A 17,854-nucleotide genomic window follows, 5' to 3' on the forward strand; every position below is an offset into this window, starting at 1 on the left:
ATTGCCTGACTATATCATAGAAAATGTCTAGTTATGTCACTAATTGTCTAGATATTTACGGACTGTTAGTTAACCCCGTCGCCGTAAAATTCTGGTGACGATTTATGGAGAATAATTGCCTCTTGTGTGCTTACCTTCTATTCAGAAGGGGCACGACATGTCGTGCCCCTTCTGTCGCCAACTTCCCTGCTCCCCTGCATCTACGCAAGTGTATTTATTCTCGTGATGAAGCGGCTTTTGATTCTGCCTCTTCTAGCTCGATAATTAAATCTATGAGATGCCTAGCATAACGAAGGGAATCTGTCAAGCCTCGCTCCGTGACTGGATAGCTATAGCGAGCAAAATTTTCATGAGGGTGTTGCCAACGTAACCATAACCGTCTGTCAATCATCTTCGTGCTAATTAACCAATCTCGGTAGCGGATTGGTTTTATTGGCAAGCCGGTGTTGGCATTGTCTGAGTTCACTGGCTTTCTTAGGAGTGTTGAATTAAATTTACGGTTTAACAGAGCATAAAGAAAGTTGACTAGACGGGTTGAAGTCGCTGCTGTTCACTCAACAGAGCTAATAATCCTTGGAATAATTTGATGCCATCAGTACTGCCTAACAAGGGGTCAGATGCGCGTTCTGGATGAGGCATCATCCCCAATATTTTACCCGTGCGATCGCAAATTCCGGCAATGTTGTTCACGGAACCGTTAGGGTTGCTGGTTTCGTCGATTTCACCCAGGGAACTAGCGTAACGAAATACAATCTGATTCCCATCTTCAAGGGCTTTCAGGGTGTCTGTGTCGGCATAGTAACGTCCTTCGCCGTGAGCAACGGGCAGTGTGATAATTTCACCTGTGGAATAGGCGCAAGTCCAGGGCAGATCCGTGCGTTCTATTTTCAGGGGGACGCGATCGCAAATAAAATGGAGATCTCGATTCCGGACTAATGCTCCGGGCAATAACCCCGTTTCGGTTAAGACTTGAAAGCCGTTGCAGATACCCAGAACAAACTTCCCCTGGTTAGCGTGGGTAATAACATGGGGCATAATTGGCGAAAACTGAGCGATCGCACCGCAACGTAGATAGTCGCCATAACTAAAGCCACCGGGTAACACAACGACATCTAAGTCAGAAATATCCGTTTCTTCATGCCAAACCATCCGGGTAGGACAGTTTAGCAAATCCTGGGTTACATAAGCAACATCGCGATCGCAGTTTGAGCCAGGAAAAACTACAATTCCAAATTTCATGTTGATGCCCCTACCTGTACCTGTACTTCATCCAAATCAAATCGATAATTTTCAATCACCGGATTCGCCAAGAGTTGATCACAGATGCGATCAAGTTGCTCCTTAGCTTGATTTTCATTAGCCGCCGTCAGCATTAACTCAATATACTTGCCGATGCGTACCTGTTTAACATTTGCGATGCCAAGTTGCCCAATCCCGGACTCAACTGCCACACCAGCCGGATCTAATACAGAAGGTCGCAGTGTAACATAAATTCGAGCCTGATACTGACGATTCACGAGCATCCCCCAATTGTTCAGATTACCTTCTTTAAGTTTGAACGACTAATTCTTAATAGTCCACGTCATTTTCCCTCGATTAACCCGTAAATCTATGAAAGCCCAACGCACCCGTTCTCAAGAGCGAATTTTAAATTTGCTCAAAACCTTAAATCGTGCTGTCTCTGCCCAAGATATTTATATCGAGTTACGCAATCGGGAGCAAGGTATGGGTCTAGCCACAGTTTACCGCTCTCTCGATGCCTTGAAACTCGAAGGAGTGGTACAAATGCGGACTCTAGCCACTGGCGAATCCCTCTACAGTTTATTGCAGGATCAACACCATCTCACCTGTCTCAACTGCGGGCAATCGATTCCCATTGAGGAATGTCCTGTCCACAATTTAGAGACCCAGTTACAAGATAACCACCAATTTCAAATTTACTACCATACTCTGGAGTTTTTCGGACTCTGTGAGCGTTGTCAGATCGCTGAAGCGGAGCCAAACCCGAATCTGGGTCATCGTTAATCCGAGTGCCCAGGGGATGCAGAGGGGCGGGGGAAGTGTTGAGTTGGGTGTAGGGGCCCTTTTCACGACTATCTTTTTTGACTTCACAACAGATGTGACTCAACCCGCCCTGCTCCAGGGAGAGAGTTTTGAATTCACTTACAACTCCCCCCTCACTTCGTCTCCTTGTCCTCAATCTTTACAACGAACGATAAACCCGATAGTTAATTTTGGGGAAAATGTTGTCGATTTCTTCGACTTTTTCCAACCAGCCGCTGTCGATTTTACCAATCTTGATATCTTCGTAGAGCTTATTAAACCGCATCAAGTGCGATCGCGTCCGCCGCACAGCATAGGGTACCATGGTTCCCGTCCGCATAATAAACGCCCAGTCCGATGACTGCGCCAGGAGTACCTCTCGCGCCGCTTGGTTGAGGGCTTTCCATTCCAGTTCATCAGCGGGTTCGCGACGCCCTAACTCAATCATCCGTTCTGCTGCTTTGTGCAGGTGAGGATAAATCCAAGCATTGGTTTCATTGAGCCAATATTCATGGAATCCCTTATACCCCCAGCTTGACTGAGAGGGCTTACAAACTTGCTGAGAGGGATTATCCCGCAAATAATCAGCCAAGTGGGTCATGTCGTAAGTACCCTGGTCATACCAAGACTTGCGGAACAGATAATCGATGAACCAAGGTCCCTCGTACCACCAATGACCAAAGAGTTCCGCATCATAGGGGGAAACAATAATCGGCGGACGCTGCATTATTCCCGCCAGATGACCCACCTGCTGTTCCCGGTTAAACATAAAGTTAGACGCATGTTCAGCCGCTTTTTCTCGCGCCCAATAGGGGTCATACAACGCTTTATCCCCTAATCCTAATCCGCGACCTGTAATCCGGTGATATTTAATTCCCGTATTTTTGCGCTGCCCATTGGGCATAATATAGGGCTTAATGTACTCGTATTCAGCTTCCCAGCCTAAATCCTTGTAAAATTCCCGATATTCGGGTGAACCCGGATACCCCACTTCCGAAGACCACACCTGCTGGGAGGACTCGTGATCCCGACCAAATGCAGCTACCCCTGTCTCCGTATAAATCGGAGCATAAGTGCCAAATCGGGGACGGGGACGGGCATACAAGATCCCGTGACCATCGGTGAGAAAATAGCGCAAGCCTGCATCGGCGAGTAATCGTTCCACCCCTTCGTAATACGCGCATTCAGGTAACCATATTCCTTTCGGGGGGCGCCCAAAGGTTTGCTCATAATGCTCACAAGCCACCTGAATTTGCGCCCAAACCGCTTGGGGATACATTTTCATCAGCGGAAAATAGCCGTGGGTGGCGCCGCAAGTGATGATTTCTAGGTTATTGCTGTCGAGAAATTGTTTAAATGCCGTTACTAGGTTACCGCCATAGTGATTCCAGGTTTGGCGAATCAGGCTGAACTCGTTAACGTAATGTTCAGCGAGGTAGCGGATATGACCATTGTGTTCGTTATGCTCGACTTCCTTTTGAACTAATTCTTCGAGTAGGGCTAGATGTTTGTCGTAGCGCTCTTGCAACAAAGGGTCTTGGAGCATTGACACCAAAGGAGGCGTCATGCTCATGGTGATTTTAAAGTCCACCCCATCCCGCTTTAATCCTTCAAAGACGTGCAAGAGGGGGACGTAAGTTTCGGTGATGGCTTCAAATAGCCATTCTTCTTCCAGAACGTAGTCACTTTCTGGATGCCGCACAAAAGGTAGATGGGCATGAAGGACGAGCGCAACGTAGCCGATAGCCATAGTGAATAGAAGTCGTGAATTGCTAGATAATGAAAAGTTTAGGATATCCTGGGAGGTTGACAGTCTTTTAAGATTTTAGGACGAAAAGGACAGCAAATGGATAGATAAATATCACAAACCGTTTAGTTTTGCGGAAAATCTAAAATAGAGATTAAATTATAAGGAAGCAAAGACCCCCCAGCCCCTAGGCAGTCAATGCCAACGTTCTCCTAAAGCAAGCCCCGTTAAGAGTGCTAACACCAAATTGCAAGGTCGCTCATGAAAACTCTCCGGATGCGGAAGCCACACTACAGCTTCTGCTGTTTGTCGATGAGCGTCCCAGTTCCCGGAAACCTATCCATCGCATCCGGAACTATCTGGAGTCCCTGAAACAGGAGTATCCCTTTGAACTGATGATTGTGGATGTGGGAGAACAGCCCTATTTAGCCGAACATTTCAAAATAATCGCCACTCCAGCTCTGCTGAAGATTCATCCCCAACCGCGACAAACCCTGGCGGGGACGAATTTAGTGGGACAGTTGAAGAACTGTTGGTCACGCTGGCAACGCTGTATCGAAGACTACCAAACTGAGTTAAAAGAGGAGGTTACCTCATCCACTAACGCGAGTATCTCCAGTGAGAATGGCTCATCCGCCAAACCTTCCATAGAATCATCCATCGAAGTGATTCAACTCACTGACGAAATTTTTCGCCTCAACCAAGAAAATGCCGCTCTGCGGGAGAATCTCTGTTTCAAAGACCAAATTCTATCCATTTTAGCCCATGACCTCCGCAATCCTTTAACCGCCGCATCCATTGCCTTGGAGACTCTGGAATTAGGTCAAAACAACCCCATTCAATCTCTTGGTGCTGAATTAACCCCTACCCTGAAAGCCCGCTTATTTGAACAAGCACGCATCCAACTCCGTATCATCGATCGCATGATTACGGAAATCCTGCAAGCCGCTAAAGGCAGCAACGCCGATTTTTATGTTAAACCACGCCAACTGGCTTTAGGACCCCTGTGTCAAGAGATTCTCAACCAAATGCAGGAGTCGTTCCAACTCAAATGCCAAATTGTGGAAACGGACATTCCCCAAGATTTACCCCCTGTCCATGCTGATAGTGAGTTGGTGCGTCAAGTCCTTGTTAATTTGCTAGACAATGCCAACAAATACACCCCAAAAGGGGGTAAAATTCAGGTTTCTATGCTGCACCGCACTACCCAGAAGGTTCAAGTCTCAGTCTGTGATACCGGTCCAGGTATCCCAGCAGAAAATTGCGATCGCATCTTTGAAAATCATTTCCGACTCAAACGCGATCAAGCCAAAGACGGGTACGGGATTGGTTTATCCTTGTGTCAACGCATAATCCGCGCCCATTACGGTCGCATCTGGGTCGATTCCCCCCCTAAAGGTGGTGGTTGTTTTCACTTTACCCTGCCGATTTATCGATAAACCTCAACAGGTTCGCTATTCCTCCCCACCCTCAGCAGATCCTTCGCAGGCTCAGGAGGGTGGGGAGGAATAGCTCTTAATCGGAGGGACGGAGATTCCCAATATACTTAGTCTGGTAGTTGCTTAATCCAGTCTTGGACATGGGGAAGAGATTTCCTAATCAACGAATGGCAAATGACGAATGACAAATGACAAATGACCAAAATGCGAACGACCAAAATTGAACGAGTACGCGGCGTCAACGATGTATTGCCCGACGATTACGCCATCACCAAACAGCTTGAAGATACCCTGCGCCAATGCTTCCAATCCTTTGGCTATCGTCCAATTGACGTGCCACTGATTGAATATACAGAACTGTATTTAAGGAAATCCGGAGAAGAAATCGCCCCCCGTCTCTATGACTTCATCTACCGCAACCGCCGTCTTTGCTTGCGCCCGGAATTTACCGCCTCTGTTGTCCGCGCTTATGTAGACAACCTGCAAGGCGTCCCCCACCCCATCCGCCTCTACTATGCGGGTTCCGCCTTTCGCTACGAACGCCCCCAGAAAGAACGCTACCGCCAGTTTAACCAGATGGGGATTGAATTGATTGGCGCGACTGGAGCGATGGCTGATGCCGAAATTATCGCGATCGCATCTCAAGGGTTAAATCGCCTAGGATTAAGCGGGTATCGAGTTGTCCTGGGTCATATTGGTGTAATATCTAGGTTTCTGGATAACCTTCAGATCGAAAGTCGCCTGCGTAGCTTCCTGCTTGCCAATATGGAAATTTTACGCAAGGAAGGCAAATCAGCCGTCGAACAGCGCTTGTGTGATATATATCCAGCATTTGCCCTCTATACCTCCAACCCCCAACTCAACCCAGAACAGACGAACCCTGACACTGCTCACACCCAACGCTTGAGTCAACTCTTTCAGAGAATGGAAGAATCCGACGCCCAAACCGCGATTCTGGATCTCCTAGACAGCATGAACATTGAACTGGCTGGCAATCGCGACGCCCACGAAATCGTTGATCGCCTACTGACCAAAATAAAACGCCAAGATCAAACGGAGAGGGTAAGTAAGGCGCTAGAGTTTATGAGTCAACTGGGACAACTGGTAGGAGAACCGACTGAAGTGTTAAAAGAAGCCCAAACTCTCCTCTGTTCCCATGGTATTGATGATGCTGGACTTGAACAACTCCGTGAGATTATTAAAACATTGGAATTCTATAACCTAGACTCCAGTCAAATTAGTTTAGACTTAGGACTCAGCCGAGGATTGCAATACTATACAGGCATGATTTTTGAAATCTATCATGGCGTCGGTAAACAGGAGCGACAACTCTGCGGCGGCGGTCGATATGATGATTTGGTGGCAACCTTTGCCGGACGCCAAGATACCCCAGCCACTGGCTTTTCCTACGGGATGGAACGGCTGAGATTAGCCCTAGAAGCCGAGGGCAAAGTTTGGCAAGTGCAGCGACAGGTGGATGTTTTGGTTGTTCCTGTCAGTCAAGATGATGCGGGTTATGCCATTAGCGTTGCCCAAAAATTGCGACATACTGGATTGGCAGTAGCCATGGAGCTTAGAGGTAAAAGTGTTTCCAGTAACTTTCAGTATGCCGACAAACAAGGCATTCCTTACACCATTCTCGTAGGTTCAGAAGAACGACAAGCATCTAAAGTTGTACTTAAACAAATGGACTCTGGAGAACAGCAGCAGTTAACGGTAAGCGACGCCGCCAAGCATATCCATGATGAATTAAAACATAAGACATAAGACAATAGAATTCACTGTTCACTGTTCACTGTTCACTGTTCACTGTTCACTGTTCCCTGACCAATGACCAATCCCCAATCCCCAGTTCGGCTCGCTCTCCCCAGTAAAGGAGCCTTGGAACGCTCGACAAGCAGCCTGCTTGCAGCATGTGGAATGAGTGTCTTTAGACCGAGCGATCGCCAATATTTTGGCTCGATTCCCTCACTCCCCCAAATTAATGTACTTTTCCAACGGGCTGCTGATATTTTTACCAAAGTTGAAGAAGGTAGCGTTGACCTAGGAATTACTGGCTATGATGTAGTCTGTGAAGAAGGCGTGGGTCATGATAATGTCGTGGTTATTCATGACCGTTTGGGTTACGGTAAATGCGAACTGGTATTAGCTGTTCCTGAAAGTTGGGTGGATGTATCCTCGATTGAAGATTTAGCCGAACTCACGCTTCTATTTAAAGAAAAAGGTAAAACCCTGAGAATTGCCACGAAATATCCCAATCTGACCAGAGATTGGTTCTATGAAAAACTGATTATCAACTTTTCCCTTGTCTCCGTGCAAGGAGCCATGGAAGCGGCACCCAGCATGGGTTATGCGGACATGATTGCCGATGTCACCAGTACCGGAACTACCCTGCGAGAAAACCGATTGAAGCGCCTTACTGGTGGCACGCTTTTAAAGTCCCAAGCTTGTCTCATTGGCAATAAACGCCTCCTCCAAGAGGACCCCACGAAACTTGATACGACTAAAACGATATTGGAATTAATTGAGGCAAATTTGAATGCGAAAAAATATGTCTCCATCACGGCTAATGTTCGGGGCAAGTCAGCCGATGAAATTGGAGATTATTTGGTCAATCATAGTGAATTGAGCGGTTTAACTGGGTTACGAGGACCGACTATTGCCAAAGTTTATTCCAAGGAAGAAAAGGATTGGTATGCTGTAACGATTGTCGTTGAGCAAAACATGTTACTGGCGGCTGTTAATCATCTAAGAAAAACGGGTGGGAGTGATATGACGATTACTTCACCCGACTATGTATTTGGTTCTCAGTCTCAGAACTATCAGGTATTCTTGGAACGGTTAAATGAAGCCTAAGAAGCACGGATATCCGATAAAACTGATTTTGCTTTCCACATTGTAGAGACGTTGCAGGCAACGTCTCTACAGTTTGCTAGTCAAAGGTAATAAATCCGCGTTTTAAACGTTAGTTTTAGCGCGGATGTTTGGGGGATTCGTAATAAACTGGAGAGCCTTGATCCTTAACGAAATGACAAGCCCAGTAAGAACGAAGAAAGCTCTTCCAAATTGGCTCGTTTGAGCAGCGATAATAATCGCCTAACATCGGCTTAATTGCCTCGGTTGCCGTTTTCAAGTGATAGTGGGGCATATTCAAGAAAATATGATGCGCCACATGAGTCCCGATATTATGATGAATGGGATTGATAAAGCCGTAATCCCGATCAATCGTTGATAATGCTCCTTTAAGGAAGTACCAATCCTTTCCTCGATACCAGGGAAGATCTGGTTCGGTATGATGCAGGAATGTGACCAAATCTAGCCACATTACAAACACGATATAAGGAACCAGGTAATACTTCACCAGAAATAGCCAACCGAACTGAAAAGTCAGTCCACCTAAAAAGGCAACCATTAATATCCAGAGGGTAGAACTGGTGACAATATCCCATTTTTCTGAGGGACGGAATAACGGACTGCTGGGCAAAAAGTGGGAACCCTTGCGATCAGACGATCGCTTAAATAGATAGAGGGGATAAGCTAGCAATGGTAAATTAAAGCGGAATAGCTTTTCATACCATGGCATCCGCTCATACTTACTCTGAGATACCGGATACCAGCTTTCATCTGTTTCCAGGCTACCAGTATTAGCATGATGGGTTCTGTGACTGATGCGCCACCCGTGGAAGGGCACCAGGATGGGAGTGTGAGACAGATGTCCAATCAGGTTATTCAGCCATTTAATCTTAGAGAAAGAGCCATGACCGCAGTCATGACCCACCACAAACAACGCCCAAAACATGGTTCCTTGGAGTAACCAGAAGATGGGGAAAAAGAACCAGGAATCCAGTTTATAGGCGATCGCATAAAAGCCAGCGATGATGCCAATGTCTAGAAAGAAGTAACTTAGAGACTTCCAGACAGAGGGTTCAAAACAGTAGGCGGGAATTGCCGCTTTTAAGTCTTGGAGAGTAAAGGGTAACTCTTCTTTAGGAGTGGATGAGGCTGTAATCGTTGCCTGATTGAGAACTGTGTTTGATTGCACGAAACTTCCAATTTAATTTGAAAACCTACATTAAGTCAACTACCTGTCATACAGAATATGCCAGGTGAACCGGGGAAATGTAGGCTTGAATGAAACGATATTTATTGTAACCTTGTATTAACTTATTTTGTCAAATAAATCTGAAATTAGCTGATTCAGAGGACAGTGAGCCAGTAATGGCGCGATCGCGGGAGCCGCTCATCTGAATGATCTCCAAAACAGCGTTTATGTTGGATTCTGGTTTTGATCCCCATAGAGATAACCTATAGTGTCAGTAACCGTAAAACGTAGTTGACACAACCTTATAAATATGCATTCAGTAGTCAATCAGACGTAGCTCTAACACTATAACAGGTGTATTAGGTTAAGTAACCTCAACCCAACCTACAATAGATAAAAGTGCGATCGCGTTCATCTTCATCCGGTGAAGCCGACCTGGCTTCCCACTGTGAAAAAAACTGATAGGACGTTTGTTCTAGCCATTTCAGTCAAATCTTTTTTGATATCAATGATTACCTTATACACCGCACAATCGTTCTGGGGATTGCCAAGCATTAGCCCACCTTGTATGAAGCTGGAAACTTGGCTGCGTATGGCAAAGCTTCCTTACCAAGCAGTGATCGTGACAGCACAAAACTTTGCCATAGCCCCAAAGGGGAAAATTCCATTCATTAACTATCAAGGAAAGCTATTCGGCGATTCCACCTTAATCATCGAGATGCTCAAGCAAGCAGAAGGAATCGATCTTGATGCTAACTTGACCTGCACCGAGCGAGCCATCTCCCTTGCTTTCCGTCGGATGATCAAAGAAAACATTTACTGGGGGGGTATCCACATTCGCTTCAACATGGAAGAAAACTGGCGAGGCTATCGCGAGGTGTTAGCAACTTTACTCGGAACTGAGGTGTCAAAAGCAGAATGGGAACCCTTTGTCGAAGGGATACGTGAAAGCATTTGCTCTCAGATGTATGGTCATGGTATGGCTCGTCATAGCAATGAGGAAATCATCCAGATTATCTGTGCTGATTTTCAAGCCCTCTCAGATTTTCTGGCTGACAAACCATTTTTTATGGGAGATGAACCGACGACATTAGATGCAACGGCTTATGCTTACATTGGTGCTTTCATTAAACCACCTTATCAAAGCCCAATTGTTGACTATGTTCTCCAACAGTCGAATCTCTGCCAGCACTACGAGCGAATGACTCATCAGTTTTTTAGTGATAGAGAGAAGGAGTTAATTACGCAATAGGAAAGCCTAGCGAATATCGTTTAAAATTGCGGGTTGAACCTCATTTGAATTAAGGGATTGAAAAGCTTGATTTAAATGTGCGATCGCTCATCGCTGTAGGTTGGGTTGAGGAACGAAACCCAACATCTCATGATTCACAACCAACACAATTCTATGGGTTTTGAATTTGTTCGATCCAGACAGCCATCTAAGTTTAAGCCTTGAGCAAGCTAGCGATCACTTTGCGCTATCTTGAATATCCGCCGTAAAATAGGAGACAAACTCGATGAGTAAAAAGTAGAAGGCTATGCCACAAACAATCCTGAATCAAATCCTCAATCAGTTAGAGATGCTTGACTCAGAGGAACTACATCAACTTAATCTGGCTATCCAAAAACATCTTACTGACAAAGAAGTAGCTGCTCAACACACAAAATTTCACCAAGCGCTGTTAACCTCTGGTTTAGTTAAACAAGTCAAACACGCTTCTGATAATCAGCAAACTGAACGGCGTCTGATTCAGATCCAGGGTAAACCTATTTCTGAGACAATCATTGAGGAACTTTAACTAGCAGCAGGTTGTGCGATAAATGTCCTTAGCATGGCTAACAGTTTGCCTAGTGTGATATTTGTATCTGCTGATAACGAGTTGAATATAGCCGCAGCCAGTGAGGGTATGATTGTCGAAAATCCCAATAATTACTTATAATCTAATGCTAAAGTTCTACTACAATCCAATCTCTGTCAATGCTCGCCGCGTTTGGGTGACATTACTAGAAAAACAAATTCCCTTTGAGCCAATTTTGGTGAATCTAGATGGAGATCACCTGAGTGACGACTTCACCGCCATTAACCCGCTTCAGCGAATACCTGTCGTCATCGATAACGGATTTCGGCTCGTTGAATCGTTAGCCATTTTGGACTATTTAGAGGCAAAGTATCCAACGCCATCATTGATGCCTAATGAAATTGACGCGATCGCAACGGTTCGGATGGTAGAAATGATAGCCGTTAATGAACTTCAGCCGCTGATGATTCCTTTAACTAAACTCTTAGTTGGACTCGAAGTCAATCCTGATAAAATTGACAAAGCTCTGCAACGCATAACGACTATTATTCAATTTTATGAAAATCTTTTGGCGGGACATATTTACTTTGTGAACAATCAAATCACCCTAGCGGATATCGTGGCTGGAACACTTATCCCCTCCTTACCTCAATTAGGTTTATCTCTAGACACTTACCCATCCCTAAAGGCATGGTTTCAGCAACTTGAGCAGCGAGAAAGTTGGCAACAGACATCTGTGAAACCTGAAATGATTGCAGCCGCTCTCCCGAATATGCGAGCAATTTTACAGAAGCGATAATCCAGAGATCTAGACATCCGCCCGGAGCCCGGAGTTCAAACTCCGGGCTAAAAGCTAAAGTCCATTAAAATGGACTAAAACTCTTATCCAGTCAGCTAAAGCTGACTTTCGCTTTGAGCCAGGGATTTGAATCCCTGGCTAATTGTTGCTACTGGTGCAAGATGTGAAAAGGTGGATTGGATATGAGACAATCATAGAGATGAGGCTTCCAGTTCTCCAAGCTAGAATAAACAATAAAACTGCCTTTCCCGAAAAACGCTATGACTTATACTCCATCTAAACTTCTAACGTTCGATCAATTTATAGCAGAATACGGAGATAATCCCAGGTATGAACTTATTGATGGAGAACTACGAGACATGGAACCAACAGGTCCTCATGAAGAAGTTGCTGGGACTATTGCGGGTAGAATCTATGCCGAAATTATTAGTAATCAGTTAAACTGGTTAATTCCCAAAAGTTGTTTAATTAAACCACTCGCTGCTGAAGCGACAGCACTACGCCCTGATGTCATTGTTTTAGACAAAGCCGAACTCAGCAACGAACCGCTTTGGCAAAAAGAGCCAATTATTTGTAATGGCAAAACAATCAAACTCGTTGCCGAAGTTGTTAGCACCAACTGGCAAGATGACTATGCTAGAAAAGTCGAAGATTATGCATTGCTAGGCATTCCAGAATTCTGGATTGTAGACTTTCGCGGCTTAGGCGGTTGGCAATTCATTGGCAACCCAAAACAACCCACTTTTACGGTATGCCAACTTATTAGGGGGACGTATCAGCAGCAAAAATATCGCTTGGGAGATACAATTACATCTTACCTCTTACCCAACTTACAACTCAAACTCAACGATGTTATGCCCAATTAATTTTATAGCTCTCCGTGTTTATAGTGAAATCACCATTTGTAGGGACACGACATGTCGTGCCCCTACTACTATCCCAAAAACAGTTTATACGCCGGATTCTGGTTTTCATCCCAATAGCGATAACCCAAAGTATCCAGAAATGCTTGCCATTCCTCCATCTCGTGGGGCGGAACCTGCATTCCTACCACAATGCGTCCATAATCTGCCCCATTATTCCGATAGTGGAATAGGCTAATATTCCAGTTAGGACTCATGGAACCGACAAACTTCATTAAAGCACCCGGACGTTCAGGAAACTCGAAGCGGTAAAGTAATTCATTATCCGCTAAGGGAGAATGTCCACCTACCATGTGTCTTAGGTGCATTTTTGTCAGTTCATCATCGGTTAAATCTAAGGTTTTGAATCCACAACCTTCAAATGCTTCTATCATCTTGGCGGCGTCACTGCGGTTAGCAATTTGGACACCGACAAAAATATGTGCCTCGTTTTCAGCAGAAATGCGATAATTAAACTCGGTTAGATTCCGTTTACCTAAGCATTCACAAAACTTACGCAGACTACCCGGTTGTTCGGGAATTGTCACAGCAAAGATGGCTTCGCGACGTTCGCCAAACTCTGCTCGTTCTGCAACAAAGCGAAGACGGTCAAAGTTCATATTAGCGCCGCAAGCGACAGCAACTAAGGTTTGTCCCTGAATTTGCTCGCGTTCAACGTAGGTTTTCGCGGCTGCGATCGCTAATGCTCCAGCGGGTTCTAAAATAGAACGTGTATCCTCGAATACGTCTTTAATCGCGGCACAGGTGGCATCGGTATCCACCAGAATAATTTCATCCACATATTGTTGACACAGGCGAAAGGTTTCCTCTCCCACTTCCCGCACCGCCACCCCATCGGCAAATAAACCCACCTGGGGCAATCGCACCCGTTTCCCAGCTTTCAGGGATTGATACATGGCATCCGCATCCACAGGTTCAACGCCAATTATCTTAATTTGGGGATACAACCGTTTCACATACGCCCCAATCCCAGAAATTAATCCACCTCCGCCAATGGCGACAAAAATAGCATGGATAGGTTGCTGATATTGCCTGAGAATTTCCATGCCAATCGTACCTTGTCCGGCAATCACATCGGGATCATCAAAGGGATGAATAAAGGTTAAACCTTTTTCGGCTTCCAGTTGACGGGCAAAGGCATAAGCTTCATCGTAGGTTTCTCCCTGCAAAACCACCTCTCCCCCACGGGCTTTAACCGCATTGATTTTGACTTGGGGTGTGGTGACAGGCATGACGATAATCGCTTGGGTGTCTAGTTGACGGGCAGCTAGGGCGACACCTTGGGCATGGTTTCCGGCAGATGCGGCAATGACGCCCTGTGCCAGCATATCGGGGGGGAGTTGTACCATTTTGTTATAAGCCCCCCGCAGTTTGAAGGAAAAGACGGATTGCATATCCTCCCGCTTCAACAAGAGTTTGTTATTTAGGCGGGCGGATAGATTGGGGGCGTATTCTAGAGGGGTTTCTTGGGCAACATCGTAGACGCGGGCGGTGAGGATTTGTACTAGGTAGTCACAAAGCATGGGTAAACAGGGTGGCAGATGCAGGATGTAACGAAAATTGTACTTTACTAATTCCCTGATAAACTATGGATCTGCTTACTCAGAAGGATTTTGCATGATTCACATCATCCGTACTCGCGCCACGAAAGCGCAAATCGATGAAATGCTTGAAACCCTGAGTGTTTACATTAAGTTGGCAGTAGATATTCGGCGTGCTATTCTCGCTGGTGGTGGAGAGTTCCATGCAGATTGCGAAACAGCATTGCTTGAAGATGGCAGTCAGCAGGCAGATATCTGGGGAGCCGATTGGTATCCAGATACCCAAACTGTGACATACGAATCCCTGATCAACATCCGTCCGAGGCAAAATAATCGTTCAATGGAAATTCTCAATCCTGAAATTCGGGAACAGGTTGCCCAAATTGTTCAAAACTTATTAGGAGGGGTATGAAAGACTGGAATGCTTTACGCGAACGGTATCTAAAAGATGATTTGTCAGCTCGTTTAGGTGGGTTAGCTGCTAACTTAGCTCGAATCAAATCTCTTGTTCAGCGTGGAGCTAGTAGTAACACTGTCGAATATCTGATGAGAGAAAGCAAGTTCTTCATCGAGTGGACAGCAATGGATGCTGGAATAGAAAAGGCTGCGGATTTAGTTGAGTTACAAGTACAACTGGCTCGTTGGCAATTCGGCTGGTCAAATATTTGGGCAGATGATGGACAACGGATGAACGTTGCCGAACAAGCTAAAATTTGGTCAGATCGTGTGTTAGAAATGTCTGGTTTGCTGTCTGAGCCTATTACATAGGCGAGTTGAAGTAGTTATAGGAATTAGTGTCCGTCTCGCCACTCGCAGGGAACTTAAAGATTATGAACAAAACGCCTTTTGATCAACCCTCAAACTCTGAAGATGAGCTTTTGCCCGTACCAGTTTGATTATAAAAAGGCAAAGCCCAATCGCTTTGCCAATCGAAGTGGAAAGCCAAAGCTAACCGTCGTTGTTTTGGATGAGGATGTTGCCGAGGTTTTCTCAACACCGGAGTCAGTAAATAAGGTGCTTCGGGCACTTATTGAAGCGATGCCTCAAGCAAGTAGTAGTGAAACAGTCTAACTGTTGTGCGATCGCTCTGGGCAATGATGAATCCCAGAGGCTAAACTTGATCTGACAACAGTCGTCTTTCACCCGTCACAGGAATATGGATCAAGCTTCTATTAAGGATGTCCCCCGAAACATGAGACGAACGGGGATGCTCCTTTTTCGTGATGCCTTTATGGAAGCTTTGCAAGGTGAGACGCTCATGTGTGTGGTACATGCGGCTCATGCGGCAGAGATTCTGTTAAAAGCTCGAATAGCTCAAGAACACCCACTGTTGATCTTTTACAAACTGCCCCAGTCGAACCCCAGTAAGGATGCTCTCACACTGATTGATTTACTAGAAGGCGGGCGCACCCTATCCTATGAGGAATTGCCCAATCAGCTATGGGCAACTACAGGAATTAAGATTGAGCGGCTTAATCAGTACCGTGAATTCGGTAGACTAAGAAACCAAATTATTCACTTTTCAATGACGAACGCGAAGGCGCTGGATATGCTAACGCTGAGTTATTCTCTTGAAGTGTTAGATCCATTGGTAGAAAGCTTCTGGGGAAGATCGGTTATTGATTTCATAAAAAATGATCCCCATCCCAGCTACGCCGAGATATTTCACTTGGGAATATTTGAAGACTTAATCAAACAGAGAGGTTTTCCTATAGATCAACGGTTAAGGCGACTATTGGGAGAGGCTAGTAGAGAAGCCTGGGAACGTATGCAGGCACACTATGAAGAAGACCGTAGATTTCATGAGTCTAAAACCGATAAGGATTTGGAAGCTGAATACCAAGCCGGGTCTGAGTCACAGGCTGATGATGCGGATGACAAGTATACAGAACTAGCAGAAGAACAGACTAACTGGGAAGCTTTCCTCGACTCTTTCTAGCTAACTCTACTAGTGGTTCATGTCATTAGTTCTGATGGGTTAATTAGGGCTTGCTGCACAAAGCCCTTACCCTTAGCCATCAATGCTTTGAGCCGTATTGGCAGTTGACTTGATGCAAGGAAATCTGGTAAAATCACGCAAAATCCTTGCACCGTCATCAGGTAAATGTACCGAAAAGTTGAGAATGCCCCCAGGGAAGCCGAAGATTTTGACCTCCCATTTGAAGGAAAGTTATCACAAGATAACCGCTGGGTAATCATGGCTTCTTTGGTTCCCTGGGAGGAATTTGAAGAGGAATATGCCCAAAATTTTTCTCCGGAAATGGGAGCGCCTGCGCTACCATTTAGGGTAGCGTTGGGTTCATTAATAATTAAAGAAAAATTAGGGATAAGTGATAGAGAGACAGTCGAACAAATCAAAGAAAATCCTTACTTACAATACTTTATAGGAAAAACGCATTACAGTAGCAAAGCGGCTTATGACCCATCATTATTAGCAAGATTCAGAGAAAGAATAAATGTGAATCTAGTTAACCGAATAAACGAAAGAATGGTGATTCATCCTCAGCCAGAGAGTCAGTCAGAGCCGAAAAAAAAAGTCCAGAAACAGAAAAGCTTTCAAAAAGCGGGTCAGCGAATAGAGGGAAATTAATATTAGATGCAAGTTGTGTGCCAGGGGATATAAGTTATCCCAATGATTTAGGGATATTAAATCAAGCCAGAGTAAAAACGGAAAAAATAATAGACAGTTTATATGAGTCCCGTCAGGGTCAAATAGAGAAAAAACCCAAAAGTTATAGAAACCGAGCTAGAAAGGAATACTTAAAAGTAGCCAAGAAAAAGAGACAAACAAGGAAGGAAATAAGAAAAGCCATAAAAAAACAACTGCAATACATAAAGAGAAACTTGGGGAGTATAGACGCGCTAATCAAGGCAGGGTATAGCCTTGATGCATTGAGTCGTATTGAATATAAGAGCCTGTTGGTGGTTAGTGAAGTCTACCGTCAGCAAGCATGGATGTACAATAATAAAGTTCATAGAATTGAGCATAGAATAGTAAGTTTGAGTCAACCTCATATTCGTCCAATAGTTAGAGGTAAAGCGGGAGTTCCCGTAGAATTTGGAGCCAAAATATCGGCAAGTGTAAGAGATGGATACGTGTTTTTAGACCGTATCAGTTGGGAGAACTTTAATGAATCTGTCGATTTAAAAGCTCAAATAGAAGCTTATTATAAGTACACAGGAGTATATCCAGAATCCGTTCATGTAGATAAAATCTATCGCAGTCGAGCCAATCGAGCCTTCTGCAAAGAAAAAAGAATTAGAATCAGCGGACCTCCCTTAGGAAGACCGAAAACCAATGTCAGTCAAGAATTAAAGAAACAAGCCCAAGAAGACGAGAGAATTCGCTGGCTTTATTGAAGGGAAATTTGGTATCTCAAAACGTAGATACAGTTTAAGTCGCGTCATGGCTAAACTGCCTCATACCTCAGAAACAGCCATTGCTAAGCTGTCATGCATTTAAACTGTGATAAGAGCATTACCCTTATTTTTCAGTTTGCGCCCCCAGTTAATAACTAGCT

Annotated in this window: 17 protein-coding genes and 2 pseudogenes; 13 read left to right on the top strand and 6 right to left on the bottom strand. The window is 44.9% G+C overall.

Annotated features, from left to right (window positions below):
* Positions 1–214: 214 nt before the first annotated feature.
* Genes ACLGGO_RS31300 through purS form a run of 3 tightly spaced genes read right to left on the bottom strand, consistent with a single transcriptional unit; the run spans position 215 to position 1,517 of the window.
* Positions 215–466, bottom strand: a complete 252-nt coding sequence (locus ACLGGO_RS31300) for a hypothetical protein (protein WP_446338618.1) — start codon at positions 464–466, stop codon at positions 215–217.
* 59 nt (positions 467–525) lie between these two features.
* A complete protein-coding gene (gene purQ, locus ACLGGO_RS31305; RefSeq protein WP_446338617.1) occupies positions 526–1,239 on the bottom strand; it encodes a phosphoribosylformylglycinamidine synthase subunit PurQ in 714 nt (237 codons plus the stop codon).
* Positions 1,236–1,517, bottom strand: a complete 282-nt coding sequence (gene purS / locus ACLGGO_RS31310) for a phosphoribosylformylglycinamidine synthase subunit PurS (RefSeq protein WP_446338619.1) — start codon at positions 1,515–1,517, stop codon at positions 1,236–1,238. The genes purQ and purS overlap by 4 nt, the downstream gene beginning before the upstream one ends.
* Before the next feature lie 94 nt (positions 1,518–1,611).
* On the opposite strand from purS, the gene ACLGGO_RS31315 reads away from it, so the two are divergent.
* On the top strand, positions 1,612–2,025 hold the full coding sequence (locus ACLGGO_RS31315) for a Fur family transcriptional regulator (RefSeq protein ID WP_446338616.1): 414 nt from the start codon (positions 1,612–1,614) through the stop codon (positions 2,023–2,025).
* Positions 2,026–2,203: 178 nt separating this feature from the next.
* Here ACLGGO_RS31315 and ACLGGO_RS31320 read toward each other — a convergent pair whose 3' ends face one another.
* Positions 2,204–3,793 carry a glycoside hydrolase family 57 protein gene (locus tag ACLGGO_RS31320; RefSeq protein WP_446422231.1) on the bottom strand — a complete coding sequence of 530 codons (1,590 nt, stop codon included), beginning with the start codon at positions 3,791–3,793 and terminating at the stop codon, positions 2,204–2,206.
* A gap of 230 nt (positions 3,794–4,023) precedes the next feature.
* On the opposite strand from ACLGGO_RS31320, the gene ACLGGO_RS31325 reads away from it, so the two are divergent.
* The 3 genes from ACLGGO_RS31325 to hisG all read left to right on the top strand — a co-directional run bounded on the left by ACLGGO_RS31325 (position 4,024) and on the right by hisG (position 8,085).
* Positions 4,024–5,229: a histidine kinase gene (locus ACLGGO_RS31325; protein WP_446422232.1), complete on the top strand. Its 1,206-nt coding sequence runs from the start codon at positions 4,024–4,026 to the stop codon at positions 5,227–5,229.
* Between the two features lie 195 nt (positions 5,230–5,424).
* Positions 5,425–6,996 (top strand): histidine--tRNA ligase, encoded by a 1,572-nt coding sequence (gene hisS / locus ACLGGO_RS31330; RefSeq protein ID WP_446422233.1) that lies wholly within the window; start codon positions 5,425–5,427, stop codon positions 6,994–6,996.
* A 63-nt stretch (positions 6,997–7,059) separates the two neighbouring features.
* Entirely contained in the window at positions 7,060–8,085 is a 1,026-nt protein-coding gene (gene hisG, locus ACLGGO_RS31335) for an ATP phosphoribosyltransferase (RefSeq protein ID WP_446422234.1), read from the top strand.
* A 115-nt stretch (positions 8,086–8,200) separates the two neighbouring features.
* Here hisG and ACLGGO_RS31340 read toward each other — a convergent pair whose 3' ends face one another.
* Positions 8,201–9,271 carry a DUF3474 domain-containing protein gene (locus tag ACLGGO_RS31340; protein WP_446422235.1) on the bottom strand — a complete coding sequence of 357 codons (1,071 nt, stop codon included), beginning with the start codon at positions 9,269–9,271 and terminating at the stop codon, positions 8,201–8,203.
* A gap of 508 nt (positions 9,272–9,779) precedes the next feature.
* Between ACLGGO_RS31340 and ACLGGO_RS31345 the strand changes: the two genes are divergently transcribed.
* From ACLGGO_RS31345 to ACLGGO_RS31360, 4 genes are all read left to right on the top strand, one after another.
* The gene (locus ACLGGO_RS31345; RefSeq protein ID WP_446422236.1) at positions 9,780–10,523 is read left to right on the top strand and encodes a glutathione S-transferase family protein; all 744 of its coding nucleotides are present in this window, start codon (positions 9,780–9,782) and stop codon (positions 10,521–10,523) included.
* A 286-nt stretch (positions 10,524–10,809) separates the two neighbouring features.
* Positions 10,810–11,070: a hypothetical protein gene (locus tag ACLGGO_RS31350; RefSeq protein WP_446422237.1), complete on the top strand. Its 261-nt coding sequence runs from the start codon at positions 10,810–10,812 to the stop codon at positions 11,068–11,070.
* A gap of 145 nt (positions 11,071–11,215) precedes the next feature.
* Entirely contained in the window at positions 11,216–11,869 is a 654-nt protein-coding gene (locus ACLGGO_RS31355) for a glutathione S-transferase family protein (RefSeq protein WP_446422238.1), read from the top strand.
* Positions 11,870–12,129: 260 nt separating this feature from the next.
* Positions 12,130–12,735 carry a Uma2 family endonuclease gene (locus ACLGGO_RS31360; RefSeq protein ID WP_446422239.1) on the top strand — a complete coding sequence of 202 codons (606 nt, stop codon included), beginning with the start codon at positions 12,130–12,132 and terminating at the stop codon, positions 12,733–12,735.
* 68 nt (positions 12,736–12,803) lie between these two features.
* Here ACLGGO_RS31360 and ilvA read toward each other — a convergent pair whose 3' ends face one another.
* Positions 12,804–14,315: a threonine ammonia-lyase, biosynthetic gene (gene ilvA / locus ACLGGO_RS31365; protein ID WP_446422240.1), complete on the bottom strand. Its 1,512-nt coding sequence runs from the start codon at positions 14,313–14,315 to the stop codon at positions 12,804–12,806.
* A gap of 94 nt (positions 14,316–14,409) precedes the next feature.
* Here ilvA and ACLGGO_RS31370 point away from each other — a divergent pair, with 94 nt between their 5' ends.
* From ACLGGO_RS31370 to ACLGGO_RS31390, 5 genes and pseudogenes are all read left to right on the top strand, one after another.
* Positions 14,410–14,745 carry a DUF5674 family protein gene (locus ACLGGO_RS31370; protein WP_446356551.1) on the top strand — a complete coding sequence of 112 codons (336 nt, stop codon included), beginning with the start codon at positions 14,410–14,412 and terminating at the stop codon, positions 14,743–14,745.
* Positions 14,742–15,101 (top strand): hypothetical protein, encoded by a 360-nt coding sequence (locus ACLGGO_RS31375; RefSeq protein ID WP_006104700.1) that lies wholly within the window; start codon positions 14,742–14,744, stop codon positions 15,099–15,101. The genes ACLGGO_RS31370 and ACLGGO_RS31375 overlap by 4 nt, the downstream gene beginning before the upstream one ends.
* A gap of 62 nt (positions 15,102–15,163) precedes the next feature.
* A pseudogene (locus ACLGGO_RS31380) lies at positions 15,164–15,404 on the top strand (hypothetical protein).
* A 136-nt stretch (positions 15,405–15,540) separates the two neighbouring features.
* Positions 15,541–16,272, top strand: a complete 732-nt coding sequence (locus ACLGGO_RS31385; protein WP_446422241.1) for a hypothetical protein — start codon at positions 15,541–15,543, stop codon at positions 16,270–16,272.
* Between the two features lie 165 nt (positions 16,273–16,437).
* A pseudogene (locus tag ACLGGO_RS31390) lies at positions 16,438–17,778 on the top strand (IS5 family transposase); the annotation flags it as partial.
* Positions 17,779–17,854: the final 76 nt, after the last annotated feature.

The organism is Coleofasciculus sp. (assembly GCF_046565525.1).
GTDB lineage: Bacteria > Cyanobacteriota > Cyanobacteriia > Cyanobacteriales > Coleofasciculaceae > Coleofasciculus.